The 23,696-nt window shown below is 44.6% G+C and carries 24 protein-coding genes; 14 read left to right on the top strand and 10 right to left on the bottom strand.

Going from position 1 to position 23,696, the window contains the following annotated elements; all coding sequences use genetic code 11:
* Positions 1-53 precede the first annotated feature (53 nt).
* Positions 54-914 carry a copper amine oxidase N-terminal domain-containing protein gene (locus tag EIZ58_RS14770; protein ID WP_134701566.1) on the bottom strand — a complete coding sequence of 287 codons (861 nt, stop codon included), beginning with the start codon at positions 912-914 and terminating at the stop codon, positions 54-56.
* Between the two features lie 172 nt (positions 915-1,086).
* On the opposite strand from EIZ58_RS14770, the gene EIZ58_RS33410 reads away from it, so the two are divergent.
* On the top strand, positions 1,087-1,245 hold the full coding sequence (locus EIZ58_RS33410; protein ID WP_167577718.1) for a hypothetical protein: 159 nt from the start codon (positions 1,087-1,089) through the stop codon (positions 1,243-1,245).
* A 43-nt stretch (positions 1,246-1,288) separates the two neighbouring features.
* Here EIZ58_RS33410 and yhfH read toward each other — a convergent pair whose 3' ends face one another.
* Both yhfH and EIZ58_RS14760 read right to left on the bottom strand, forming a co-directional pair.
* The gene (gene yhfH / locus EIZ58_RS14765) at positions 1,289-1,417 is read right to left on the bottom strand and encodes a protein YhfH (RefSeq protein WP_134701564.1); all 129 of its coding nucleotides are present in this window, start codon (positions 1,415-1,417) and stop codon (positions 1,289-1,291) included.
* A gap of 76 nt (positions 1,418-1,493) precedes the next feature.
* Positions 1,494-2,042 carry a hypothetical protein gene (locus EIZ58_RS14760; protein WP_134701562.1) on the bottom strand — a complete coding sequence of 183 codons (549 nt, stop codon included), beginning with the start codon at positions 2,040-2,042 and terminating at the stop codon, positions 1,494-1,496.
* A gap of 143 nt (positions 2,043-2,185) precedes the next feature.
* Between EIZ58_RS14760 and EIZ58_RS14755 the strand changes: the two genes are divergently transcribed.
* Complete coding sequence (locus EIZ58_RS14755; RefSeq protein ID WP_134701560.1) at positions 2,186-2,635, top strand: universal stress protein; 450 nt, start codon at positions 2,186-2,188, stop codon at positions 2,633-2,635.
* A gap of 40 nt (positions 2,636-2,675) precedes the next feature.
* Here the strand turns inward: EIZ58_RS14755 and EIZ58_RS14750 are convergent, their stop codons facing one another.
* Together EIZ58_RS14750 and EIZ58_RS14745 are read right to left on the bottom strand one after the other, a co-directional pair.
* On the bottom strand, positions 2,676-2,975 hold the full coding sequence (locus EIZ58_RS14750; RefSeq protein WP_134701558.1) for a hypothetical protein: 300 nt from the start codon (positions 2,973-2,975) through the stop codon (positions 2,676-2,678).
* A gap of 82 nt (positions 2,976-3,057) precedes the next feature.
* A complete protein-coding gene (locus tag EIZ58_RS14745) occupies positions 3,058-3,960 on the bottom strand; it encodes an NAD(P)/FAD-dependent oxidoreductase (RefSeq protein WP_134701557.1) in 903 nt (300 codons plus the stop codon).
* A gap of 140 nt (positions 3,961-4,100) precedes the next feature.
* Between EIZ58_RS14745 and EIZ58_RS14740 the strand changes: the two genes are divergently transcribed.
* The 3 genes from EIZ58_RS14740 (at position 4,101) to EIZ58_RS14730 (ending at position 7,324) form a co-directional block, all read left to right on the top strand.
* The gene (locus EIZ58_RS14740; protein ID WP_134701555.1) at positions 4,101-4,592 is read left to right on the top strand and encodes an acyl-CoA thioesterase; all 492 of its coding nucleotides are present in this window, start codon (positions 4,101-4,103) and stop codon (positions 4,590-4,592) included.
* A 103-nt stretch (positions 4,593-4,695) separates the two neighbouring features.
* Positions 4,696-6,507 carry a helicase-related protein gene (locus tag EIZ58_RS14735; RefSeq protein ID WP_134701553.1) on the top strand — a complete coding sequence of 604 codons (1,812 nt, stop codon included), beginning with the start codon at positions 4,696-4,698 and terminating at the stop codon, positions 6,505-6,507.
* A gap of 133 nt (positions 6,508-6,640) precedes the next feature.
* Positions 6,641-7,324, top strand: a complete 684-nt coding sequence (locus tag EIZ58_RS14730) for a YwaF family protein (RefSeq protein ID WP_370297693.1) — start codon at positions 6,641-6,643, stop codon at positions 7,322-7,324.
* 10 nt (positions 7,325-7,334) lie between these two features.
* Here the strand turns inward: EIZ58_RS14730 and EIZ58_RS14725 are convergent, their stop codons facing one another.
* From EIZ58_RS14725 to EIZ58_RS33405, 3 genes are all read right to left on the bottom strand, one after another.
* Positions 7,335-7,637, bottom strand: coding sequence for a hypothetical protein (locus EIZ58_RS14725; protein WP_134701549.1), 303 nt, complete (start codon positions 7,635-7,637; stop codon positions 7,335-7,337).
* 110 nt (positions 7,638-7,747) lie between these two features.
* Complete coding sequence (locus EIZ58_RS34855; RefSeq protein WP_255438286.1) at positions 7,748-7,870, bottom strand: hypothetical protein; 123 nt, start codon at positions 7,868-7,870, stop codon at positions 7,748-7,750.
* A gap of 3 nt (positions 7,871-7,873) precedes the next feature.
* Complete coding sequence (locus tag EIZ58_RS33405) at positions 7,874-8,050, bottom strand: hypothetical protein (RefSeq protein ID WP_167577717.1); 177 nt, start codon at positions 8,048-8,050, stop codon at positions 7,874-7,876.
* Positions 8,051-8,321: 271 nt separating this feature from the next.
* Between EIZ58_RS33405 and EIZ58_RS14720 the strand changes: the two genes are divergently transcribed.
* Together EIZ58_RS14720 and EIZ58_RS14715 are read left to right on the top strand one after the other, a co-directional pair.
* On the top strand, positions 8,322-8,984 hold the full coding sequence (locus tag EIZ58_RS14720) for a hypothetical protein (RefSeq protein ID WP_134701548.1): 663 nt from the start codon (positions 8,322-8,324) through the stop codon (positions 8,982-8,984).
* A gap of 345 nt (positions 8,985-9,329) precedes the next feature.
* The gene (locus EIZ58_RS14715; protein WP_134701546.1) at positions 9,330-10,730 is read left to right on the top strand and encodes an amidase; all 1,401 of its coding nucleotides are present in this window, start codon (positions 9,330-9,332) and stop codon (positions 10,728-10,730) included.
* A gap of 205 nt (positions 10,731-10,935) precedes the next feature.
* Here EIZ58_RS14715 and EIZ58_RS14710 read toward each other — a convergent pair whose 3' ends face one another.
* A complete protein-coding gene (locus tag EIZ58_RS14710) occupies positions 10,936-12,165 on the bottom strand; it encodes a ribonuclease H-like domain-containing protein (protein WP_134701545.1) in 1,230 nt (409 codons plus the stop codon).
* Positions 12,156-14,435 carry a DEAD/DEAH box helicase gene (locus tag EIZ58_RS14705; protein WP_134702002.1) on the bottom strand — a complete coding sequence of 760 codons (2,280 nt, stop codon included), beginning with the start codon at positions 14,433-14,435 and terminating at the stop codon, positions 12,156-12,158. The genes EIZ58_RS14710 and EIZ58_RS14705 overlap by 10 nt, the downstream gene beginning before the upstream one ends.
* A gap of 168 nt (positions 14,436-14,603) precedes the next feature.
* On the opposite strand from EIZ58_RS14705, the gene EIZ58_RS14700 reads away from it, so the two are divergent.
* The 7 genes from EIZ58_RS14700 to meaB all read left to right on the top strand — a co-directional run bounded on the left by EIZ58_RS14700 (position 14,604) and on the right by meaB (position 23,603).
* Positions 14,604-15,407 (top strand): Cof-type HAD-IIB family hydrolase, encoded by an 804-nt coding sequence (locus EIZ58_RS14700; protein WP_134701544.1) that lies wholly within the window; start codon positions 14,604-14,606, stop codon positions 15,405-15,407.
* A gap of 28 nt (positions 15,408-15,435) precedes the next feature.
* Positions 15,436-16,683, top strand: coding sequence for a threonine ammonia-lyase IlvA (gene ilvA, locus EIZ58_RS14695; protein WP_134701543.1), 1,248 nt, complete (start codon positions 15,436-15,438; stop codon positions 16,681-16,683).
* Between the two features lie 161 nt (positions 16,684-16,844).
* Entirely contained in the window at positions 16,845-17,507 is a 663-nt protein-coding gene (locus tag EIZ58_RS14690) for a TetR/AcrR family transcriptional regulator (protein ID WP_134701542.1), read from the top strand.
* Between the two features lie 121 nt (positions 17,508-17,628).
* Positions 17,629-18,117, top strand: coding sequence for an acetyl-CoA carboxylase biotin carboxyl carrier protein (gene accB / locus EIZ58_RS14685; RefSeq protein WP_134701541.1), 489 nt, complete (start codon positions 17,629-17,631; stop codon positions 18,115-18,117).
* A gap of 33 nt (positions 18,118-18,150) precedes the next feature.
* Positions 18,151-20,277: a methylmalonyl-CoA mutase family protein gene (locus EIZ58_RS14680; protein ID WP_134701540.1), complete on the top strand. Its 2,127-nt coding sequence runs from the start codon at positions 18,151-18,153 to the stop codon at positions 20,275-20,277.
* On the top strand, positions 20,274-22,460 hold the full coding sequence (scpA, locus tag EIZ58_RS14675; RefSeq protein WP_134701539.1) for a methylmalonyl-CoA mutase: 2,187 nt from the start codon (positions 20,274-20,276) through the stop codon (positions 22,458-22,460). The genes EIZ58_RS14680 and scpA overlap by 4 nt, the downstream gene beginning before the upstream one ends.
* Positions 22,461-23,603: a methylmalonyl Co-A mutase-associated GTPase MeaB gene (meaB, locus tag EIZ58_RS14670; protein WP_134701538.1), complete on the top strand. Its 1,143-nt coding sequence runs from the start codon at positions 22,461-22,463 to the stop codon at positions 23,601-23,603. It abuts the gene before it with no gap.
* Positions 23,604-23,696 lie beyond the last annotated feature (93 nt).

Raw genomic sequence — 23,696 nt, 5'->3', positions numbered from 1 at the left:
CTATTCAAGATCTCTTTTGAATGATCGTGCATAAAAAAGGATCCCCAAGAATTTTACTTGCTGCTTGGGGAAGTACCTTCTACTTGATTTGACATCGGTTTAAAGTTGATTTCAGCGGCTTGAAACATGAGGTCTTTAAACTCATAGACAATTACTACGTCTCCGACGTATTCGTTCGGCGAAATTTGTCCGCTGATATGGGCTGTAAGGCGATTATCTAAGACATTGTAGGAAATTCGGTTGCCAAAATGAAGGGTAGAAAACCAATTTTCTTTGGCTGCTCCGATTTCTTTCTTAGGTATGGATATGTCCTTATTGCCTATACGAATATGGATGTCTTGAGATTTAATTTTCGTTTTTACATTCTTTAGGGTAACAGCGAGCGGATGGTCAACATATACTTCGTGTAACATCTTGCCTGTTTTAATCACATGAGCTTCAATACTGTCCGAACCACTTTCATTGGTTCTACTTAGCAAGATAATGATTTCATTGTTCCCATCCTGATCAATGTCATAATTTAGCATCTGCTGTGGTCGACTGGCAGAAGAGGCCCAGAAAGGAAAGGCACGGATCTGATCGCCAACCTGTAATTCGAACCGCTCATATAAACCGTCCCGTTCAATCGCCAGCAGGCTTGCTTTGGCTTCTGGTAACTTCGCGATGATTTGTGGTTGTGACTTTTTCTGAGAAATCGTGACGGTTTGGGATAATTCATCCCATTTTACTTCGGCCTGAAGGGCTTCAGCAACGGAACGGACGGGCACTAATACTCTGCCTTGTACAAGCTGGGGAGGGACATCCGTTTTTATTTCTTTCTCATTGACAACAAGTTTTATGGTTTGCATGGCAAACACACCTTCAACTAAAAGGAACAATACAGCAAGTAAAGGGATCAACCACCTTGGTTTCATTCACTTTTCCTCCCATGTGTTTAAACCTCACCTTAATTTACCCAGTAAAAGGGTATTCATGAGAAGGTAGAATAAACTAAATTTACAGAATTGTTTGTTGCAAGCGAATACATTGTGTTATATAATAGTTTTAAAGGGGGAAACAACAAGAAGCCGAGAGGAGGAAATTCGTTTGAAAAATAATCATACATACGAGGCTATGATCTGCTCGAATGGACAATGTGACGTTTGGTATCGCATTGGAAGCCATTTTTTCTTGACTTGTCCGTCCTGTAAGGTTCCTATGGTCAAGACAATAAAAGAGGTCCAGCAGCAGCTGAAAATTGTTTAATCCATAACAGAAGAGCCTAGCGCTAAACGCTAGGCTCTTCTTCCTATTCTTCACGAGTGTTCAGACAACGCTCACACTCATATAAGTAAGACTCATGCTGCTCATCAATATGACATCCACATTCTACACATACCTTAGCTGGTAAACTACGATAAAATTCTAATCCTAACATCTGGCATCCCTCCGGGTGGTTATGTTTTATTGTATTATAACAGTATTTCCGATGTTACTGTGTTATGACACTATTTTTATGTGGTTTCTCTAATAAGACGCTCCATTTGTTCTAGGCTTAATCCTCTTAGCTGAGGAAAGCCTTGTTCTCCCAAGGAAATGGTTTTCCCTTGCACGTAAGGATACACCCCTTGCCATCCACCTAAAACAGAGTAGAGGTTTGTGTTTTGGATTTCTTTCAAGAAAAGAACATAGTCTCCTTCAGCCAATGGTCCAGGAAAACGAATATTAAGCGGATTGGGCGGAAGGGGCTGAGGATCTGTTCCCGATGTTAACAAGCGCAAGGATCTAGATGCAGTTCCTTTGAATACTCTTTTGACTTGCAGGGCTTGTACATAATTAACAACCTGAAGGTCTCCATCCGCGAACTGATGGCTTGGATATTCCTCAGTCCCGTTACTCACCGAACAGTATACGATATGCGTGGATTGTTTTATCAACTCTTGTGGACTCGATAGAGGGATAGCTTCCACCAACAGCTTACTGATATCCACCTGTGCATGAACGATACCCCAGTTATGCAGCAGAAGTAGAATGATTATACCGATTCTTATCTTCGTTGGCACCTTTCTGTCCTCTCCTTCCTTACCTTTCTAATCTCTACTTTTATTGGCATTTTATCCAATATCATATCCCAATAAATGTAATTTTTATGGTATAATTTTATTAAGAGGCAACAAATGAAGGAAAAAAGAGAAGGTAGGTTGGGATGATGATCGCTAGCCGAATTCTTGTAGCTTTTGATGGGTCCTTGCTTTCGGAGTTAAGTCTGCGAAAAGCGACACAGCTTGCTTCTACAGACAGCTTGATAGAGGTACATGTGATTCATATCGGCACCTACCGCATCTATATGAAGGAATTTCAGTTGGCAGGGGAGATGAGCCCAACTCTACGTCTTCCTGTCATCGAGCATGGAGAGGGGATTATTCGCAAGGCTGAGGAGCTATTGAGGGGAATGCCCAACCCTCATCAGATCTTCCTTGTCAAAGGGGATCCAGGACGAGCGATTATTAATCACGCTAAGCAATATAACTGCGACCTTATCGTAATTGGAAATCGCGGAATGGGCCGGTGGAAGAGTTATCTGTTAGGAAGTGTGAGCCAATATGTCATCAGACATGCTCTTGTGCCTGTGTTTATAATGAAAATGAAACAATAAAAACCGAGGGTTTTCCTCGGTTTTTTTTCACACAAAAGTATTAAACTTTAACTAGCTTCTGATGCTCCGTATGGCTACCGACTAGCACCTTGAGTTCATCCATGGCTTCCTCGATGGTCTCGAAAGCCTCAAAAAACTTGACAGGAATATGATTGACATACTGCTTGTCGTTTTCTTCCATGATCTTGATTTTGCATTTAGTGTCAGTGACTTTCACGATGGAGTAGTTTGCTTGAAGCTTGTCATAGAAGAGAAAATCATAGGAATCAATGAGTTCAATGCCAGGAGTGTCTAAAGCCGTTTGATAGCTTTCTTTATTGGTCAGAATAATATAGCTCATGTATGGCCACCACCTATTTTGTATTTGGTATACAATATACTCTTTATTTTATCCTATGATTCGTATTTTCGCAACATTTGCTTTATCCTTGAAGTAGACTTTTATGAATCCAAATAGCCGCTTGTGCGCCTTCACCCATGGCGATCGTTACCTGTTCGGAATGGGCCACTACATCACCGGCTGCCCAAACATGCTTAACACTAGTCAACTTTGTTCGGGCATCGACTAGGATATGTTTATTCTCCAGCATCTCGACTCCAAGCTGTGCCGCAAGGGTAGATTTCACCACATTTCCTCCAAAGGCCAAAAAGGTTCCGTCTGTGTGAAGGCGTGTTCCGTTGTTTAATTTGATTTGCGATAATTGGTAACCTTCTTTTATGTGAAATTCCTCTACAGAGTCCTGCACATATACAATTCCTTTCGTTTTCATTTCCTCAAGCAGCTTAGGGTTCACATCACGATGCTCATGATTAATATAGGTAATATGAGGCGTCCAGTAGTGGAGAGTGAGTGCCATCGTAGCGCCAGTACTTCCTGAACCGATAACAACGGTTTCCTTTTTTCGTATTTCATAGCCATCGCAATCCGGGCAGATATAAACACTTATCCCTAAACACGGCAATAAAGCGTGTAGCTCAGGTGGTATACGATCCCTTACCCCCGTAGCCAGCAATAAACGCTTGCCAGCATAAACCTCGCCCTCAGCAGTATGGAGGTGAAAACCTTCGCTTGTGGATTCTACTCTTATGACTTCACCTTTGGTGAACTGGACTCCTAGTTTTTCTGCTTGAGCTCTACCTTTGTTGCGCAATTCCATCCCACTCACGCCATCAGGCCAACCCAATATGTTGTGGTAGCTTTGGCATAGGGTAGACCTACCGTCTTGCGCATCAATGACCAAGGTGTGGTGTTGATATCGCCCTAGTTGGATGGCTCCCTGCAAGCCCGCAATGCCTCCACCGACGATAATGCAATCGTATGTCATCATATCCTCCCATTTTCTTCATTTTTGGTTGTATTATCGTGCCCAATTCCCTTAAGATTTCTTACGAAATTGTTATTTTTGTACAACTGAATGAAATAGAATAAAATAGAGATAAAAGTCTCTAAAGGAGAGAAATTCGAATGGAAGCTAAACCTTGCAGCGATTCGCGAGTGATACATACTTCACTTGTCCTGCCACCTGATACGAATCATTACGACAATATTTTTGGGGGGAAGGTTTTAGCTTATCTGGATGAAGTGGCTGGAATCTCTGCTATGAAGCATTGCCAAACTGCCGTTGTCACTGCATCTTTTGACTCAGTAGACTTCCTGAACCCCGTTAAAAGAGGAGATGCTATTCGGGTAGAAGCGTTTGTTACATGGACAGGACGCTCTTCCATGGAAATCTTCGCGCAAGTCTCCTCAGAGAATCTACAAGCGGGCACGAAGCAATTGACCGCGACTTCCTTTATTACGATGGTCGCTGTCGATGAGAATGGCAAATCCATTCCTGTTCCGGGAGTGATTCCCGAAACAGATTTTGAAAAAGAATTAAACCGTACCGCCCCACAAAGGCAGCAACTCAGACAAATACGGAAGAAGAACGAATTTACCCAGATGATAGAACCCTAGAACTTGCAAGGGTGGGAAGAGTTCCCTCAACGAAAATGTGGGGAAGCGCGTCAGTTTCTGGGCAACATAAAAAACAACAAGTTAAGAACAAGGAGATCATACTATGTCTCTATCCCACTTGGCCAAAAAAATGGAACAGGTAGAATCCAAATTTCTAATCTCACAGGAAAGTAAGTTCGATTCTGTTCAACACGCTATGAAGAGGGAAGGAGCACTCCGCGTGGCCATCCAAAGTCTGTCCACATGGATTGCCCAAGTGAAGAGGAACGGGGGGGCAGAGCATGAGCTGTATGACCATGGACAGGATCTTCGCGACCGACTGAAAAAGAAGCTTAAAGAAGCATCTGCAGTGATTCTGCATTCTGTAAATCAGCAGTACCATACCCAGTTTACAGTAGATCAAGTGATTGAGAATCATGATTGGTACTATTACCAATACGGGATATTACAAACACTGCAAAAAACTGGTATTCTTAATGATTTATTCCAAGAACTTTTAACAAATATTATTCCACCGCATCCTAAAGATGAGTATCCCCTAACCCGTAAAATGAAGCGCTCCTTTATTATCCATGCAGGCCCTACAAATTCGGGGAAGACGTATCAATCCCTATTGGAGCTAAAGCAAAGCGCTAAAGGAATTTATCTCTCACCTCTTCGATTGTTGGCGTTAGAAGTTTATGAAAGACTGAATGAAGAAGGTGTTCCTTGTGATTTACTTACAGGGGAGGAAATGATCCTTGCTGCAGGTGCTCGACATATTGCCTGTACAATAGAAAAAGCGAATTATGAAGAAGTATATGACATTGCTGTGATTGACGAAGGGCAAATGATCGGGGATGCACAGCGAGGCTACGCTTGGACGCGTGCTGTTCTTGGACTGCGAGCTCATGAGATTCACGTGTGCTGTGCGCCAGAAGCCGTTGCATTACTAAAACAGTTGATTGCGGACTGTGAAGATGAAGTAACCATCATCGAACACACCCGTCAGACCCCGCTAATCGTTCAGGATCAATGTTTCCGCTTTCCACAAGATGTTAAGCGAGGGGATGCATTAATTGTCTTTTCAAGAAAAAAAGCACTTCAGGTCGCGTCCCAATTAGCGGGATCACATTTAAACGCAAGTATCATATACGGAAATCTTCCTCCTGAAACACGGCGAAAGCAGGTGAACCTTTTCTTAAACAAGGAAACCGATGTCGTGGTCTCGACCGACGCCATCGGAATGGGAATGAACCTTCCGATCAAAAGAGTGGTTTTTTTAGAGATGGAGAAGTTTGATGGGAATCAAGTGCGAGAACTAAACAGCCAAGAAATTAAGCAAATTGCTGGAAGGGCGGGACGGAAGGGGATTTACGACCAAGGTTTTGTTAATACAACAAGGGAAAAGGCTAAACTAAAGAATAAGCTAGGTATGTCTGATCCTGCTCTTAAAGCAGCCTTTATCGCACCGCACGATACGACCATCCTCAGCCTGCCCTTTGGGAGTTTAATCGAACGTCTAAAAGCCTGGACTCATTATGAAGTTCAAGTACCATATTTCCAGAAGGCAGATATTTCTGAAGTGCTAGAGCTCTTGGAGCTAGCAAGCCCTTACGAGCAGGTGTTGCCGATAGAAACACTATATCATGCAGCGACCATTCCTTTTAATTACCAGGAGAAAGAGCTGCTAAGCCAATGGTTTATGTACTTAGATTGCTTGAAAATCAACCGGACTTCCCTCCCTAAACCGAAAAAAAGAGGTCACCACCTTGCTTCCCTAGAAGTATATTATCGAGCCATTGGCTTGTATTATTCCTTCGCCACCAATTTTGGACTTCCATATGATTGGAAGTGGGTAAAAAGGGAACGAAAACAAACTTCAGAACAGATTCACGAACTACTAAAGAATCAACTCCAGCCATCCTATGTCTAGACAATCCTTTTATGGGTTGTCTTTTCTCATTTGTTAATTTCTCCTAGATTATGATTAAATATTCCTAGCGAACAAAAAGGGGGGATATGGTATCGATTTTTTCTCAGGAACTTATAGTGGAGATGCTTTTGCTTTGTTTTCGCCTTCACATGTAGTAACTTTCATGATCATGCTTTTTTTAATTGCCTTGTTATACCGTTACCATAAGCTTATTAAAACATCAGGTCGGGCTTACCTCGCTATTCGATATGGACTAGCCATTCTTCTGATCTTAACTGAGTTAACGCTGAATCTGTGGTATTTTACTACCGGTATTTGGGATCCTGGTTCGACTCTGCCTTTTCAGCTATGCAGTGTTACGTTATTTCTATGTATCTTTATGTTATTTACCAAAAGCTATAAGCTCTATGAGGTAGCATACTTTACCGGAATTGGCGGCGCAGGACAAGCCATGCTCACGCCAGAACTGTTTTATCCGTTTCCACACTACCGCTTTTTTCACTTTTTCATCGCTCACATCGCCATTATTTTGGCTTGTTTTTTCATGACTTGGGTAGAAGGGTATAAGCCAACGCTTCGTTCCTTATGGAAAACATTCGGATTCCTTAATCTCTATATGGTTTTTATCCTTGGCGTCAATGCCGTTACAGGAGGAAACTATCTATTTTTGGCGTATAAACCGGCAAACCCTAGCCTCTTAGATTTCCTTGGACCATACCCCTGGTATCTTGTCTCCTTGGAATTTGTTGTTTTAGTTTTGTTTTTTCTTTTGTATGCTCCTTTTGCCTTGCAGAATAAAAAAACGGCGGTACGATAATCCGCCGTTCCTAGCTTACATAGGTAGAATTGAGTTCTGCAAGCTGTTCATCCCATTCCTCAACTTGTTGACCTATAGAAGAGGAGTAGATATGAACCTCGGTACCCCAAGTTGGAGAAAACGTTCCTACTGCCAGCCAGAGCTCCTGGGTACTCGGATGAATGAAGTACTGACCTTCCGTAAATTCGGGCCCTCGCTCAACCCAGCCCTTCCGATGGGGAAGGGTAGGCAATGACTCAAACAGCCGCTGCTTTTTTTTCTGAAGTAAAACTCGTTCCTTGTCAATCTCCCAATCTTCTCTATAATGCATCAATGTATAAGACCTCCGAAAAAATTCCTTTCCTACTAGTATGGCAAAAAACAAGGAAAATTTATACATAATTTTTTGGAGTGCAAAGAAAAACCAGGATGCTAAATCCTGGCTTATTTTAACGTGCGGTTATGCTTATCTCTCGGTCCAATGCTTGTATCTACCTTATCAGTTACGATATCGTCGGCAGTCATTTTCTTCTCGAGATTGTTTACCCCTTTATTTTTCTTTTTCATGGCCTATTGCACCTCTCCATTTAAAGTAGGGGGTGTTTCCTCTGGCATTTCTGGGGTATTTACTAGGGCGTTACGTGTGAGATCACCTTCTCGACCACCCGCCAGGCCCTCATTTGTCATGCGGTCGATATCATCCATTACATTTTTCCCTGTTTGGGGGTTCGTATCTCTTGGATTCATGCTTTATCCATCCTTCCTAAGTAGGGATATGCGTATTGTGTTCAAGGAAGAAAAGACTTATTCTTGTTTGTGGGTCTCAATTCGTTTATTATTTATAAAGCTCGACTGACATACTGCCAATCCCAAGCATTAAAACAACTACCATTTCTACCAGAAACATATAAAGCAGGAATTTAAACATGGGATCACCTCATTCTTATAAACTATTAATCTATGAATATGCGAAGAAAAGAAAAAACAGAACTTAGCTTAAGAAAGGAATACATATCTTATGACGAAAGATCAATGGGTAGCTCAACTGTCCGAAGCTTTGCAACATACGACTAGTTACGAGTTTCTTCAGCTGCTAGGTACTAATCAAAATCTTCTCATCCAACTTGGAGAACACTTTACCGTAGAGTATGTCCAAAGCAAACTAGGAGACGCATTACTTGAAGATATGGGCAAATTGGGGCTAGATACTACAGACACCAGAGTCATAATACAGTACATCAAGGATTATAAAGATCTCTACCGTGACCATCTCCAGTTTAAAAGCCCAGAGTATGATCAGGCCACGCAAAGATTCGCAGCCATTTCAGGATTTTCCACCTTAGTAGAGATGCTTGCCAAGACGGAAAATGTCAATCGTTCTAATGTAAACGCTGTCCTCGTCGTAGCTTCTCGTAAATCAGACGAGCTAAAAAATCTAGTCCAAGAAATCCAAACTTACTTTGAACAAGATGCTGAGGAGATCAGTTTATTTTTCAAACGGTATTTTGAAGAAGTTGAAGGATGGAAATTCAATAAGTTGAATCGTAAAGAGAAGGAAGGAAAAGGGAAGGAGAGTACAGAAAAACTAATGAGGCAGCTGGCTTACTGGATCCTCTTTGAACCAGAAAAAGATCCCATGGGCATGTGGATCAAGCTCTTTAAGCTGCCTAGTCAATCTTAAGTCATCTTATCTCATGAGCTTTGCTTTTTTCCTGAACCGCCTTCGCACCCTATAAGCCTTTGCCTTGAGATACAGTGATTCTAGATAATATCCTAAGATCAGTCCCGCAAGGAAAACAACACTTGTATAAAGAAAAAAGAACATCATGGACTCCGACACCATCGTTCACCTCCTATAAGCAGTCTCGACGAAATGGCAAAGGGATAAACTCCCAGGTGGTGTGAGGGTCGTTATCCAATTTGGAGAAATAGAAGGATTATTAGAACCAACCAGTGGCAAAATGCTCATAAGATTGATTCGACCCATCGCTAGCTAACATCAATTACCCTAAAGGAGTAGAATAATATGAATTTCCTTACCCTGAGTATTACGGAAATCTCCAACTTAATTCAACAAAAACAAGTTTCACCGGTGGAAGTAACTTCCGCTTGTATTGAGCGAATTAACCGTCTTAATCCCAAGCTCAATGCTTTCATTACGATCAGTGAGGAAAAAGCCCTCGATCAAGCGAGAAGACTAGAGCAGGAGTTGATGGATGGACATTCGAGAAGTCCTCTACATGGTATCCCCATTGGACTAAAGGATCTGATTAACACATCTGGTATACGGACGACGATGGGATCGAAGATCTACAAGGACCATGTTCCTGAAACAAATGCTACCGTGGTTGATCACTTAAGCGAGGCAGGAGCCATTTTCATTGGAAAGCTCAATACGCATGAGTTTGCTTATGGTCCGTCTGGGGATGTATCTTTCTTTGGTCCGGTGCGCAATCCATATGATAGTAACAGAATGTCTGGAGGCTCCAGCAGTGGTTCCGGGGTAGCGGTTGCTACGGCCATGGCCTTTGGTGCGTTAGGTACAGATACAGGGGGTTCCATTCGTATTCCGTCTTCGGCTTGCGGGATCATCGGGATGAAGCCAACATTTGGCCGTGTAAGCAAGCGTGGAGTCTTTCCTTTGGGTTATACACTGGACCATGTCGGGCCAATGACCCGTACAATTGAGGATAATGCCATGATGCTAAATTATTTGGCTGGTTTTGATGTGTTGGATCCATACTCCTTAAACGAACCGAAAGAAGACTTTACCCGTTTGCTTGGCCAGAGTGTCAAGGATATGGTGGTAGGGGTGCCTGATAGCTTTTATTATGAGCACATTAACGATTCTGTAAGACATTCAATAGAGCAAGCGATTCAGGCTTTAAAAGGGCTAGGCATGAACATCCGACCGGTCAGTATTGACTTGTCGCGGGCTCCCTGGGCTCAGCTCATGACAGTAAGAGGGGAAGCTTATGCTGTTCACCTCGAGCATATAGAAACACACAAGGATCACTTCCAGCCGGAAGTTCTGTCACGATTAGAGTTGAGCAAAGACACGCCTGCGTATGAGTATGTGAAGGCTCAACAGCTGAGATATGAAATTCGCCAATCCTTCCTAAACGCGTTAGAGCAGGTAGATGTTCTAATTGCTCCTGCACTGCCTATTTTGCCACCTCCAGTTGGAGAGCGAGAAACCGACATTCATGGCTATAAAGAACCTACCTTCGCTTCGTTGCTCCGTTTGAACGGACCAACGAACCTCACCGGACTGCCAAGTTTAGCCATGCCTTCCGGCTTCTCGAAAAATGGCCTTCCGATTGGCATGCAGCTTATTGGCAAGCCGTTGGACGAAGCGAAGATCTATCAGATTGGATACGCATTTGAACAGGACCAGAAAATCTCTACCCTAAAATGGGATGTCTAAGCAGTAAAGAAAGGCGCAGGCGGCATTCCCCTAACTTGACATCAACCCTCCGGGTTATTTCTGATAAAATTTGATTTATCAGAAATGAGGGTTTACCCCTAGATGTCAAGTTAGGGGAAATTAGTTGCCCTTATGTGGATTAGAAATTCTTATAACTTATAAACTCTTATCCACCAAAAAAGGGTGTCGTGACGATCGACACCCTTTATCTTAGTTTGCATTTTTTCTCCAGCCTCTCAATCCTCTTTACAAACGCTTCTTTTTCTTTCCCTAATTTTTTACGATACAACTTCCAGGTTTCATAGGCTTTATCCGCGTATAGCAGGGCTCGCTCGTAATCCTTTCGGTGGTGCTCGTAGCCCTTGGACAGTTCGGTATAGACTTCAGTCAACAGCGGCGAATTCCCAGAGGCTAGTTGCTCCCACAACACTATAGCCTGGTCCCAGTCTTTCATTTTCTTGTATAGAGCAGCTAACGAATGCTGAGCGGGCTGCAAATCTTGGCATGATTGGTAAAACTCAACAGCCTTTGAATAATCGCCCACTTGTTCGTACCAACGACCGATTTGAAATCTTTCATGGGAACCACACGCTGCTAAATCTCCGCCTTGCAGCAGGGAAGACAGGTGGATATACAGGGTGATTAGGGACAATACATCCCACTCATTATGCTCCAGTACGCCCTTCATGATGGAAGGATCCGGCTCCTTCAGAAAATCAAAATAGAGGAGAGGAGCCATATAGCCAGGGGTATCATCCTGGCGGTGCACCCCCAGAATCTGCTGCTCAACAATAGATAAGCGACAAGAGGGCAGATGATCTTTCCAAAGCCGTCTGCTTCCGTGAAGCAAGTCATAGTGTCCAAATAAAGGGAGCTGAGGGACGAGATCACGGAGCAGTGTATGCCTTGTTTTCACTTGTGGCCAATCAAAGGCTTTCCCATTATACGTCACCAGATTTTTTAATTCCTTCACATCGCTCAGAAAACCCTGGTAAAAGGCAACTTCCTCATGAGGACCAGGGAGGAAATATTGTTTAACAGTAACCTTATCTGCCAATACCCGGGCATAGCCTAAGAGGAAAATCGTATTCCCGGTGCCCCCATGTAGGCCGGTGGTTTCGGTATCAAAGAAAAGTAGGTCACTGGCTTGGGTGCCACTCGTTGACAAGGGATGCGTAGATGAGCCCTGGTTCCACTGCTCCACCAGCTGCGGAAGCTTCACAAAGCTATATCGGCCATGCTGGTAGGAGAGCGGGTAACTGGTTTCACGAATCATGATATATTCATTTTCAAAGAAAAATGGCTTGGCCTGAAGCTCCTCCCACTGCTGGAGATAGGGAATGTCACGCGTTGGGGGAGATGTAATAGGCTGACTACTGGGAGTGTCCTTGGTCAAGTGCGCCTTCATCCGCTGCAGCTTACTTTTTAGTGACAAGTTCCTCTGTCTCCTTTCATCATGCTAATGAGTTCTCGCGCGAGTTCTTTTCCAGCCGCCTCTGCGCCGACGCAAGATGGGCAGCCTTCCTTACAGGGACAGGCTGAGATGGCTTCTTCTGCTTCCTCAAGTACCCGATCCCATTGCTTGTAGACTTGTTCACTTAATCCGATGCCTCCTGGATAGCGATCATAGAGAAATATGGTCGGCTGCCCCGAATGAACGGCTTTGCGTTGGGGAACGACATGCAAATCTTGAGGATCACACATCACGAAGAGGGGGGCTACGTGCCGAAGCACATGCGCAAGACCGACTAAACCGTACTCCAATTCTTTGACGCCAAGAGAGCGTAGATCTTCTTCTTGCCAGCTGATCCACGCAGCGCTGGTGTGAAGCTCTTCCTCAGGCAAATGTATGGGGCCGGATCCAATGTTGTCATGGGTCTCAAATTTAATCTTCTTAAAGATGGTGGCCATCGCATTGACCGTGACATCTCCATAGCCCATATCGCCCCTCGATAGAGCTCGTTGCTTATCAATCTCTAACACCTTAAGTTGAACAGCTAAATTGGCATCGGTGTAATAATCCACCTGGACCTCCCGAACCCAAGCCTTCTTCTCTTCGAAGTCCAGCTTTTCTACTTGAAATTGAACTCCTTGATGTAAGTAAATGGCTTCGTCATGTAGAAGGGTCATGGCGCTGAAACGATCCATCTCTCCGATGACTCGAACGTTAGCGACATTAGTTTGGTCGATGATCACGACGTTTTCTTGGGAGGCAGAGCGAAGACTGATATTATGAGCCGGGAATGAATCGTTCATCCAATACCACTTGTTTCGTTGGAAATGGAGGACTTGCTCTTCCGTGAGAAAATGCAGAATATCCTCAATTTCTACCTCGCCAAATTGCTCTCCAAGCTGAAAGGGCAGTTCGTATGCTGCGCACTTCAACTGATCGACCAAGATAATCAGGTTATCTGGATTGATTCTTGCTGATTCAGGGCTTCGGTCAAAAAAATATTCCGGATGCCGCATGACATATTGATCCAATGGAGAGGAACCTGCCACCATAATCACAACAGACTCGCCTTGACGTCGACCAGCGCGCCCCGCTTGCTGCCAGGTGCTGGCAACGGAGCCGGGGTATCCCGCCATAATGCAAACTTGCAGTTGTCCAATATCTACGCCTAACTCAAGGGCATTCGTACTGACCACCCCTATAATATCGCCGTTTCGCAAACCTTGTTCGATCTCACGACGTTCTGCGGGCAGATAGCCTCCACGGTATCCTCGAATCGATTTAGGGCCCAGTTTTCTCTGGACTAACTGCTGCAGATAACTTAACAGAATTTCCACACGAACACGGCTTCGTGCAAAGACGATGGTTTGAACTCCGTTGCTTAAGAAATTCTCGGCTAGGGATCTTGCTTCTAGCGTTGCGCTCTTTCGAATGTGAAGCTGCTGATTCACGACCGGAGGGTTATAAAAAATAAAATGCTTTTTTCCTGCCGGAGCTCCATTATTGTCAATAAGCGTCATGGCTCGTCCCGTCAATTGCTCGGCCAGCTCCTTAGGGTTCGCAATCGTAGCTGAGGTACATATAAACTGCGGGGTGCTTCCGTAAAAAGCACAGATTCGCAAAAGGCGCCGAATCACATTCGCTACATGGCTTCCGAATACCCCGCGATAGATATGTAGCTCGTCAATAACGATGTAACGGAGATTTTCAAAGAAAGAAACCCATTTCGTATGGTGGGGGAGAATAGCTGAATGAAGCATGTCAGGGTTTGTAATGACAATATTTCCCGCTTTTCTTACCACTTGCCTAATGTTAGAAGGGGTGTCGCCGTCGTAAGTGTAGCTTTTGACAGGGATGCCCATATCGCTAACCCAATCGTTTAACTCGGTCTTCTGATCATATGCCAACGCCTTTGTTGGAAATAAATATAGAGCCCTTGTCTGGCTGTCTTTAGATATGGCTTGAATAACCGGCAAATGATAGCAGAGACTTTTTCCTGAAGCAGTAGGGGTCACGGCAACCACGTGATGCCCGTCTTCTACTGCTTCGAAAGAAGTCGCTTGGTGACTATAGAGAGCATGGATCTGTTTGCGTGCAAGAGAGTCACATATGCGATCATCAAGCGTCGATGGAAAAGGGACAAGATTGGCCTCACGTTCAGGAAGTGTGTGCCAATGGTAAATTTGGCCTGTAAATCGTTCGTCTGTTTTTAACTCTTTCAATAAACCGTGTATATCTAGCTTCCGCTTCAATTCTATCACCTCTTTCCTTCTATTTTACGAATAAATGTTCGTTTCGTAAATCTATAAGTTTTTGATTTCTATTCAGAGGTCTGGTATGATAGACAGCGAGCCTTATTTGCTGTTGAATTTACTAAAAATACAATCTATTCCCTTGAGATAGATAGGAGGGAGGGGACTATGCACAATAATATACAGATGATTGCGATCGATATTGATGGTACACTATTAGATGATAACTACCAATGGGACTACGAAACACGAGACCTTTTACTAGAATTGCAGAGATCTGACATATCCATTATGCTCTGTACAGGCAGGGCGTTGTCAGCTACTATAAATATAGCAAGAGACATGGGGATGGAGTCCTATCTGGTTACGGACAATGGAGCGATTGTATACCATATCCCAACCAACCGCAATTTGGCAGTAAAGCAGCTAGCGATTCAAGAGCACTCTGACTTATTACACATTCTAGATCAGACTGGTGCCCATCTTGACCTGACATCGGTTGAAGGGATGTACGCCAAGCCGCATAATGCAGAGATTGCCAACATGTATAAAAAGTATTTGGTTAATCCCGAGATCGTAGCGGATATGACAACCGTTAGGGAGCCTATTGTGAAAGCAACACTATTCGCTCCACCAGATCATATAACTTCGATTATGAATTATTTGCCGGATCAATTAAGTACGATTCCAGTACAATGCTTTCAGAGCGGTCCAACCTTTATCGATATCATGCACCAGGAAACGTCGAAGGGAAACGCTCTTCAATATTTGTCAAATTATTTGGAAATTCCCACTCAGGGAATTATGGCCATCGGCAACTATTATAATGATCTCGATATGATTCGTTACGCAGGAATTGGAGTGGCCATGGAGAATGCTCCAGAGGATATTAAAAAGGAAGCTGTCTACACCACCGCTAGCAATAATGACCAAGGTGTAAAAAAAGCCATCGAACATTTTTTAAAAAAATAAAAACTATGACTAGTAAAGGAATAATCCCATGAACAAGGTAAAAATAGAAGACATCATCGTTGCCAATCATGTACTTAAAGACGTTATCCAACGAACACCCCTACAGAGAAACCAGATACTGTCGGATCGGTATAACTGTAATGTGTATTTGAAAAGAGAAGACCTTCAAATTGTTCGCTCCTTTAAAATTAGAGGCGCCTATAACCTCATCCGGAGCCTCTCTGAAGAAGTACTAAATCGGGGTGTTGTCTGCGCGAGTGCAGGGAATCATGCTCAGGGAGTAGCTTTTTCCTGCCAGCATCTGCAGATTCAAGGGAAGATCTTTATGCCTTCGACAACACCAAGACAAAAGATTTCTCAAGTAAAGCTATTTGGCGGAGCATTTGTAGAGGTGATTCTAACCGGGGACACCTTTGACGACTCATTCAAGGAAGCGATGAAATATTCCCAAGCCCATGAGATGCCTTTTATCCATCCATTCGATGATCCGCATGTGATTGCCGGGCAAGGGACAGTGGGACTTGAGATTTTAAATGACATGGAAGACCCAATAGATTATATCTTTATGGCGATCGGAGGAGGTGGGTTAGTTTCCGGCGTAGGAACTTATGTTAAAGGAATCAGCCCATCAACCAAGGTTATTGGGGTAGAACCGCAAGGGGCTCCCTCGATGAAAGAATCTTTAGCCGTTAATGATGTTGTCACGCTTCAGGACATTGATAAATTTGTTGATGGTGCTGCGGTACAACAAGTGGGACATCTCACGATGGAGATCTGCAAGGATTTATTAGACGATATTATTGTTGTACCAGAAGGTAAAGTTTGTACCACCATTTTAGAGCTATACAATGAAAATGCAATAGTAGTAGAGCCTGCAGGAGCTCTTTCCATTGCAGCATTAGACCTATACCGCGATCAGATTAAAGGCAAAACGGTTGTATGTACGGTAAGCGGTGGAAACAACGATATTGATCGTATGCAAGAAATTAAAGAGCGTTCACTCATCTACGAAGGACTAAAGCATTATTTTATCGTTAATTTCCCCCAACGTGCGGGTGCACTAAGAGAGTTCTTAGATGGGGTACTCGGGCCAACAGACGATATCACCCGATTTGAGTACACGAAGAGTAATAACAAAGATAACGGGCCGGCTCTCGTAGGAATTGAGCTCAAACACCCAGAGGATTATCAGCCGCTCATTGAACGTATGAAGAATCATGGATTCCACTGCATTGAAATTAACAAAGATCCAAATCTGTTCAATCTATTGATTTAGTGATGTAGAGCATTCCATTCAGTGTACTGAAAGGAATGCTCTTTTTCGCATAAGAAGGCTTCTGTTTCCTTGAAAAAGACTGCATGTGGAGCTTTCCTTATAAAATTTTAGAATTGTCTATTTACGTTAGGTGTGCTACTATCAAAGTGGGGTGACAAAGAATGGCAGAGAAATCGATTCGAGACCGCATTATTGAAACATCCCTGCGCTTATTTGAGGCGAATGGCTACCACCGGGTAACGGTCGATCAGATTGTTAAAGAAAGCGCAACCTCAAAGGGTGGATTCTATCACAACTTTAAGTCCAAGGACGAGCTGCTATATACGATTCATGATCACTTCATTTCGTATGTCCTGGAGAAAGGACAAGAGGCTTATGAAAAGTGGAGTACACCAACGGAACGTCTGCACGCCATTGTTAAGTCTTTTGTTATGATGATTGATTTGTATAAGTCAGAGGTTACCGTTTTCTATCAAGAAAGTTCGTACCTTGCACCTGAGTATTACCGGGAGATAGAGATTAAGCGGGATCGTTATAAGGAACTGATGTTTAAGGTAATTCAAGATGGGATCGACTGTGGAGAATTCCGCAAGGAACTTCCTGTTCCTATAATTTCCATGGCGATTTTCGGGATGATTAATTGGATTTATAAGTGGTATCAGAAGGAAGGGCGTAACACCATTGAAGAGATTGCGAATATATATGCAGACATTATCTTACACTCAGCCCTTACCGAACAATCCAAGGCCAATCCCAAGTTTCAGCATTTATTTTTACAATCTCGTGATGAAGCTTCCTTTCCTATAATGAAAGATTTTTTTTAGGTCTACTCAGACCAACTAGTCGGTTTGCATCAGGGTTTTATCGTTGTATTTTACCAAACTTGATTCCTTCAGACCAACTAGTCGGTCTTAGTGATAACAAGAAAATAAAGGAGAGATTCCTATGTTTAAAATGCATGAACTGCGTGAAATTATTAAGCTTGTGGACCAATCAAGTTTAAACGAATTTGAAATGAGAACCGAAGAAACCCGTATTAGCATAAAACGCAGCACTCCGGTTCAAGTGGCTATACCTTCGCAACCGACACCGGTCGCAACAGCTAAACCAATCCCTGTAGAAGCTCCAGCACCCAAGCCAACAGTTATATCCCAGCCCGCTCCGATTCGTCAGGAAACATCAGACACGACAGAATCGCTCCACAAGATTGTTTCCCCGATGGTAGGAACGTTTTACGCAGCTCCAGCGGAAGATGCTCCTCCATACGTAAAGTCAGGAGACGTGGTTGAGAAGACAACGGTTGTCTGTATTGTCGAAGCTATGAAGCTGTTTAATGAGATTGAAGCTGATGTACGTGGGAAAGTGGTAGAAGTTCTAGTGAAAAATGGGCAGCTCGTTGAGCAAGGACAGCCTTTGTTCTTAGTAAAACCTTAAGGCTTCAAAGCCAAGAAAGGAAGCGACGAAACCATGAGCCATTCCGATAAACCATCCTTCTCTTTGCCAACCTTTGAAGAATTTCCCTTGCCCTCCTTTGAAGAATGGCAAAAGGCTGCAGAAAAAGCCCTTAAGGGTACATCCTACGCTAAATTGATTCGTACAACCTATGAGGGTCTATCCATCGAACCGCTTTACCGCTCCGAGCAGACAGCAAACCTTCCGCACATGGGAAGTCTTCCCGGATTTGCCCCATTTGTAAGGGGGACCCATAGTCTTGGCTACTTATCCAAGGCTTGGGAAGTAGCACAAGAGTACACAGCTGGTCATGCTGAAGACTTTAATCGTCAAGCACAATTTGAGCTTCAAAGAGGTCAGAGTGTATTGAACATTGTACTTGACCGGGCAACCCGAAAAGGTCAAGATCCTGACCAGGCTCATTCGGAAGATCTCATGATGGGAGGTCTGTCTCTTTATAACTTAGATGACTTGAAGACGGCCTTCAAAGGGATCGACCTTGCCCAGGTTCCTCTGATGATTCACACGGGGGCATTCGCCTTACCAGTGGCAAGCCTTGTGCTAGCCTATATGGATAAAAACGGATATCAGCCAAGTCAGCTTCAAGGAGTAATGGCGGCCGATCCACTCGGTACGTTAGCAGAAGAAGGAAGGCTAGATGGCTCCATGGACAGAGTATATGATGACATGGCCACATGGACCCAATGGGCTGCTGAACATTCTCCTCGCCTTCAGACCATTTTTGTGCGAGTTTATCCGTACCATGATGGAGGTGCACATGCTGTTCAAGAGCTTGCCTATGCACTAGCAACGGGTGTCGAATATTTACGCGAGCTTCAAGAACGTAGCGTAGACATCCAAATGGCTTCGAAGGCTATGGTCTTCTCTTTCTCTATAGGATCTCACTTTTTTATGGAAATTGCCAAATTAAGAGCGGCTAAAATGCTCTGGGCAAAAGTAATAGAAGCTTTCGGTGGAAATGAAGATGCTCAGAAAATGAAGATTCATGCCCGAACTTCAGTATGGAATAAGACCCTACTCGATCCTTATGTCAATATGCTTCGCAGTACAGCAGAAGCCTTTGCAGGAATTGTAGGCGGGGTGGACAGTCTTCATGTTTCGCCATTTGACGAAGTCGTGCGAACACCGGATGAATTCTCCCGGCGTATCGCGCGAAATACCCAGCTAATTCTCGAGAGTGAGGCCCACTTAGGAAAAGTCATCGATCCTTCGGGAGGATCTTGGTACGTAGAAGCACTCACAGATCAAGTAGCCGAACAGGCGTGGAAGCTTTTTCAGGAAATCGAAGCGTCAGGCGGCATGCTAAATCAGCTAAAGAACGGTGCAATCCAACGCCAAGTGAAAGTAATTGCAGAGCAAAGAAGAACAAACGTGTCTCAGCGGAAAGACAGAATCGTGGGTACCAATATGTATGCGAACCTTCAGGAGAAAAGCTTATCGAGGCTTTCGAACGAAGCTCGAGATTCCGCCCAACAACAGCGTTCAGCTTCCGCTAGCCGTTACCGTCAGGAACGCCAGCTGCAAGCTCACCTCGAAACTGGCAAAATGAAGCTAGAGGAAGCCGTTGTGGCCATAGGTGAGGGAGCAACACTTGGAGAAATAACACAGGCTCTGCACCCTATCCATGAAGGGGCGGTTACGGTTTCCCCCATTGATGCCTCACGAGGATCCGTGTTGTTTGAAGAGCTGCGAAAAGCGGCAGAGGCCTACAAGGAAAGAACAGGGGGCTATCCAAAGATTTTTCTTGCGAATTTGGGATCGGTTGCGGAGCATAAGCCACGTGCTGATTTTTCCGCCAGCTTCTTTCAAGTGGGGGGCTTTGAGGTCATCTCGAACCAAGGATTCGTGTCCATTGAAGAGGCTAGCTTAGCGGCATCCCAATCTGGTGCCATTGCAACCGTTATCTGTTCAGCCGATTCCCTATATCCTGAACTGGTTCCTGCCTTGGTACCACGAATAAAGGACCTAAACCCTCACATGATCGTTTACATGGCAGGCGTCCCAGCAGAAGTACACTCGGAGTCCTATAAACAAGCTGGGGTAGATCAATTCATTCATCTAAAGACGAATTGCTTTGAGTTTCTATCTAACCTTCAGCGAGAGAGAGGAATTTCGCTATGAGAAAATCTCCTGACTTTACGAAGATCTCGTATCAGTCCCAATTTCGCAAGCCTGACGTAAGCGAATGGCGGAAACGAGCGGAAGAGGAAGCGAAGAAGACGCTCGATAGCTATGCCTGGGAAACTCTTGAACAAATTAACGTGAAGCCCTTATATACGGCAGAAGATACAGCGAACATGAAACATCTAGAATACGTTGCGGGTATTCCACCGTATCTTCGTGGTCCGTATCCAACCATGTATGTAAATCAGCCATGGACCGTTCGACAGTATGCAGGTTTTTCTACAGCTGAAGAAAGTAATGCCTTCTATCGTCGTAATCTAGCTGCCGGACAAAAAGGGTTATCTATTGCCTTCGACTTGGCTACTCATCGCGGGTATGATTCCGATCATCCCCGCGTCGTAGGAGATGTGGGCAAAGCAGGTGTAGCTGTAGATTCGATCTTAGATATGAAGATCCTGTTTGATGGTATCCCTTTAGACAAAATGTCGGTATCGATGACGATGAATGGGGCCGTTCTGCCTATCATGGCCTTTTACATTGTTGCAGCGGAAGAACAAGGAGTAGCTCCTTCCCAGCTTAGCGGGACCATACAAAATGATATTTTAAAAGAATATATGGTGAGAAACACCTATATCTATCCTCCTGAGCCTTCCATGCGAATCATTGCTGATATTTTTGCCTACACTTCTAAGCATATGCCGAAATTTAACAGCATTAGCATCTCCGGGTATCATATGCAGGAAGCAGGAGCAACCGCTGATATAGAACTCGGTTATACCTTAGCTGATGGATTGGAATATGTTCGTACAGGACTAAAAGCAGGAATTGATATCGATTCGTTTGCTCCGCGACTATCTTTCTTCTGGGCCATCGGAATGAACTACTTCATGGAAGTCGCTAAGATGCGAGCGGCCAGACTGATCTGGGCTAAGCTAATGAAGCAATTCAATCCAAAGAAGGAAAAATCCATGGCCTTGCGAACACATAGTCAAACCTCTGGTTGGAGCTTGACGGAGCAAGATCCGTTTAATAATGTAACGAGAACTTGCGTGGAAGCGATGGCTGCAGCGCTGGGTCATACCCAGTCTCTACATACGAACGCATTAGATGAAGCCATTGCTTTGCCTACGGATTTTTCTGCACGTATCGCGCGCAACACCCAATTGTTTCTACAGGACGAAACTGGCATCTGCCATGTGGTCGATCCATGGGGAGGCTCCTACTATGTGGAAGCTTTAACCGAGGAACTAGTGCGAAGGGCATGGGGACATATACAGGAAATTGAACAGCTTGGAGGCATGGCTAAAGCCATTGAAACAGGGCTGCCCAAAATGCGAATTGAGGAAGCAGCTGCCCGTCGCCAAGCGCACATCGATTCAGGCAAAGAAACGATTATCGGCGTAAATAAATATCGATTGGAAAAAGAAGACCCGCTCGATATTCTTGAAGTGGATAATACGGCTGTTCGCCAAGCCCAATTGCAACGCTTAGCCGAGCTTCGACAGAATCGAGATGAAGCAAGGGTTCAAGCCGCATTACAAGCAATTACGCGAGCAGCTGAAAGTGGAGAAGGCAACCTCCTTGAATTAGCGGTGGAAGCCGCGCGGGCGCGGGCAAGCCTAGGCGAGATCTCCGACGCCTACGAAAAGACGACGGGACGCCATAAGGCCGTTATTCGTTCCATAAGCGGTGTATACAGTGCAGAATTTGGAGATGAGCAAGAAGTAGCCAAGGTACGGGAAATGACCGATGAATTTGAACAGATGGAAGGACGACGACCGCGTATTATGATCGCAAAGATGGGTCAGGATGGACATGACCGCGGTGCGAAAGTGATAGCTACGGCTTTTGCAGACTTAGGATTTGACGTAGATATCGGCCCCTTGTTCCAAACGCCGGAAGAAACCGCGCTGCAAGCGGTGGAAAACGATGTTCACGTGATCGGGATGAGCTCCCTTGCTGCTGGTCATAAGACTCTTCTCCCACAGCTAGTAGAGGAACTTCGGAAGCTGGGACGCGAGGATATCGTAGTTGTGATAGGAGGAGTCATTCCTGCCCAGGATTACGAGTACTTGAAGGCCCATGGCGCCTCGGCCATTTTTGGCCCGGGAACGGTGATTCCCGTCGCTGCCCAAAAAGTATTACAAGAAATCATCCGTCGTTTGGAGGATGTCAGCTAAATGAACGAACCCCATGATCGAAAGCCAGAATGGGCGCAAGATCAACCAAGTGAAAAGTTTGCTTCTCGCGTTCGCCAAGGTGTTGACGGCAAGCACGATGGAATGGAGTGCGCGGATGATGATTCCGTTCCTGCGTTGCCTTCTGTTCCGCGTCGGCGAAGACTCACGACTGAAGAGTATGTACAAGGTGTAATAGCTCAGAATCGAACGGTATTGGCTCAAACCATTACCCTTGTCGAGAGCAATGCCTCTTTGCATCGTGACCAGGCACAAGAAGTATTAACCAAGCTGCTTCCGCATACCGGTAATTCGATCCGCATCGGCATTACCGGCGTACCGGGAGCAGGAAAGAGCACCTTCATTGAATCTTTTGGAACTTACTTATGCAGCCAAGGTCACCGAGTCGCTGTACTCGCGGTGGATCCTAGCAGCTCCGTTACCCGCGGAAGTATTCTAGGGGATAAAACACGGATGGAGCAACTATCTCGTAACCCCCATGCATTTGTAAGACCCTCTCCAGCTGGGACCACACTCGGAGGAGTGGCCAGGAAAACGAGAGAAACGATGCTCGTCTGTGAAGCCGCTGGATTTGATGTGATTCTCGTGGAAACTGTGGGTGTAGGTCAAAGTGAAATTACCGTGCGATCTATGGTAGACTTTTTCTTACTACTGCAAATTACTGGTGCTGGTGACGAGCTTCAAGGGATGAAAAAAGGGGTTATGGAGCTGGCAGATGCCATTTTGATTAACAAGGCAGATGGAGATAACCGCCAGCGCGCCTTGAACGCCCAAGTAGAATTTAACCGTATCCTACACTTTCTAAAACCGGCCACAGAAGGATGGGAAACCAAGGCGTATATCTGCTCGGCTCTAACGGGTGAGGGCATCCAGGAGGTCTGGTCCCTGATCGACTCCTTCCGTCAAACGACGGTAGCCGGGGGCGGATTTGGGCTGCGTCGTCAGCGTCAATCTCTAGCTTGGATGCACACGATGATTCAGGACTACCTTCAATCGAGCTTTTTTAATGATAAAAACGTAAAAGAAGTTCTCCCTATCATGGAACAAGCGGTATCCCTTGGTCAGATCTCAGTATCTCAAGCCGTAGATCAACTTATAAAAACATACCAAAACAAAGAGAAATAGAGCTTCGAAACGAAGCAAAGAGAGTGGGAGTACTTATGCTCAAGTGCAGGAAAAGAACGGGCGAAACAAATCAGAGTACAGAAGATAGGGTGA

Origin of the sequence: Ammoniphilus sp. YIM 78166, from assembly GCF_004522215.1 — a bacterium.
Classification (GTDB): domain Bacteria; phylum Bacillota; class Bacilli; order Aneurinibacillales; family RAOX-1; genus YIM-78166.
This window is presented reverse-complemented; position numbering and strand designations above follow the sequence as displayed.

Coding starts and splice junctions, on each gene's coding strand:
- EIZ58_RS14700 (WP_134701544.1), top strand. CDS start 14,604: ATGCACAATAATATACAGATGATTGCGATCGATATTGATGGTACACTA.
- ilvA (WP_134701543.1), top strand. CDS start 15,436: ATGAACAAGGTAAAAATAGAAGACATCATCGTTGCCAATCATGTACTT.
- yhfH (WP_134701564.1), bottom strand. CDS start 1,417: ATGTTAGGATTAGAATTTTATCGTAGTTTACCAGCTAAGGTATGTGTA.
- EIZ58_RS14720 (WP_134701548.1), top strand. CDS start 8,322: ATGACGAAAGATCAATGGGTAGCTCAACTGTCCGAAGCTTTGCAACAT.
- accB (WP_134701541.1), top strand. CDS start 17,629: ATGTTTAAAATGCATGAACTGCGTGAAATTATTAAGCTTGTGGACCAA.
- EIZ58_RS14735 (WP_134701553.1), top strand. CDS start 4,696: ATGTCTCTATCCCACTTGGCCAAAAAAATGGAACAGGTAGAATCCAAA.
- EIZ58_RS34855 (WP_255438286.1), bottom strand. CDS start 7,870: ATGAAAAAGAAAAATAAAGGGGTAAACAATCTCGAGAAGAAAATGACT.
- EIZ58_RS14740 (WP_134701555.1), top strand. CDS start 4,101: ATGGAAGCTAAACCTTGCAGCGATTCGCGAGTGATACATACTTCACTT.
- EIZ58_RS14690 (WP_134701542.1), top strand. CDS start 16,845: ATGGCAGAGAAATCGATTCGAGACCGCATTATTGAAACATCCCTGCGC.
- EIZ58_RS14750 (WP_134701558.1), bottom strand. CDS start 2,975: ATGAGCTATATTATTCTGACCAATAAAGAAAGCTATCAAACGGCTTTA.
- scpA (WP_134701539.1), top strand. CDS start 20,274: ATGAGAAAATCTCCTGACTTTACGAAGATCTCGTATCAGTCCCAATTT.
- EIZ58_RS14755 (WP_134701560.1), top strand. CDS start 2,186: ATGATGATCGCTAGCCGAATTCTTGTAGCTTTTGATGGGTCCTTGCTT.
- meaB (WP_134701538.1), top strand. CDS start 22,461: ATGAACGAACCCCATGATCGAAAGCCAGAATGGGCGCAAGATCAACCA.
- EIZ58_RS14770 (WP_134701566.1), bottom strand. CDS start 914: ATGAAACCAAGGTGGTTGATCCCTTTACTTGCTGTATTGTTCCTTTTA.
- EIZ58_RS14715 (WP_134701546.1), top strand. CDS start 9,330: ATGAATTTCCTTACCCTGAGTATTACGGAAATCTCCAACTTAATTCAA.
- EIZ58_RS14745 (WP_134701557.1), bottom strand. CDS start 3,960: ATGACATACGATTGCATTATCGTCGGTGGAGGCATTGCGGGCTTGCAG.
- EIZ58_RS33405 (WP_167577717.1), bottom strand. CDS start 8,050: ATGAATCCAAGAGATACGAACCCCCAAACAGGGAAAAATGTAATGGAT.
- EIZ58_RS14680 (WP_134701540.1), top strand. CDS start 18,151: ATGAGCCATTCCGATAAACCATCCTTCTCTTTGCCAACCTTTGAAGAA.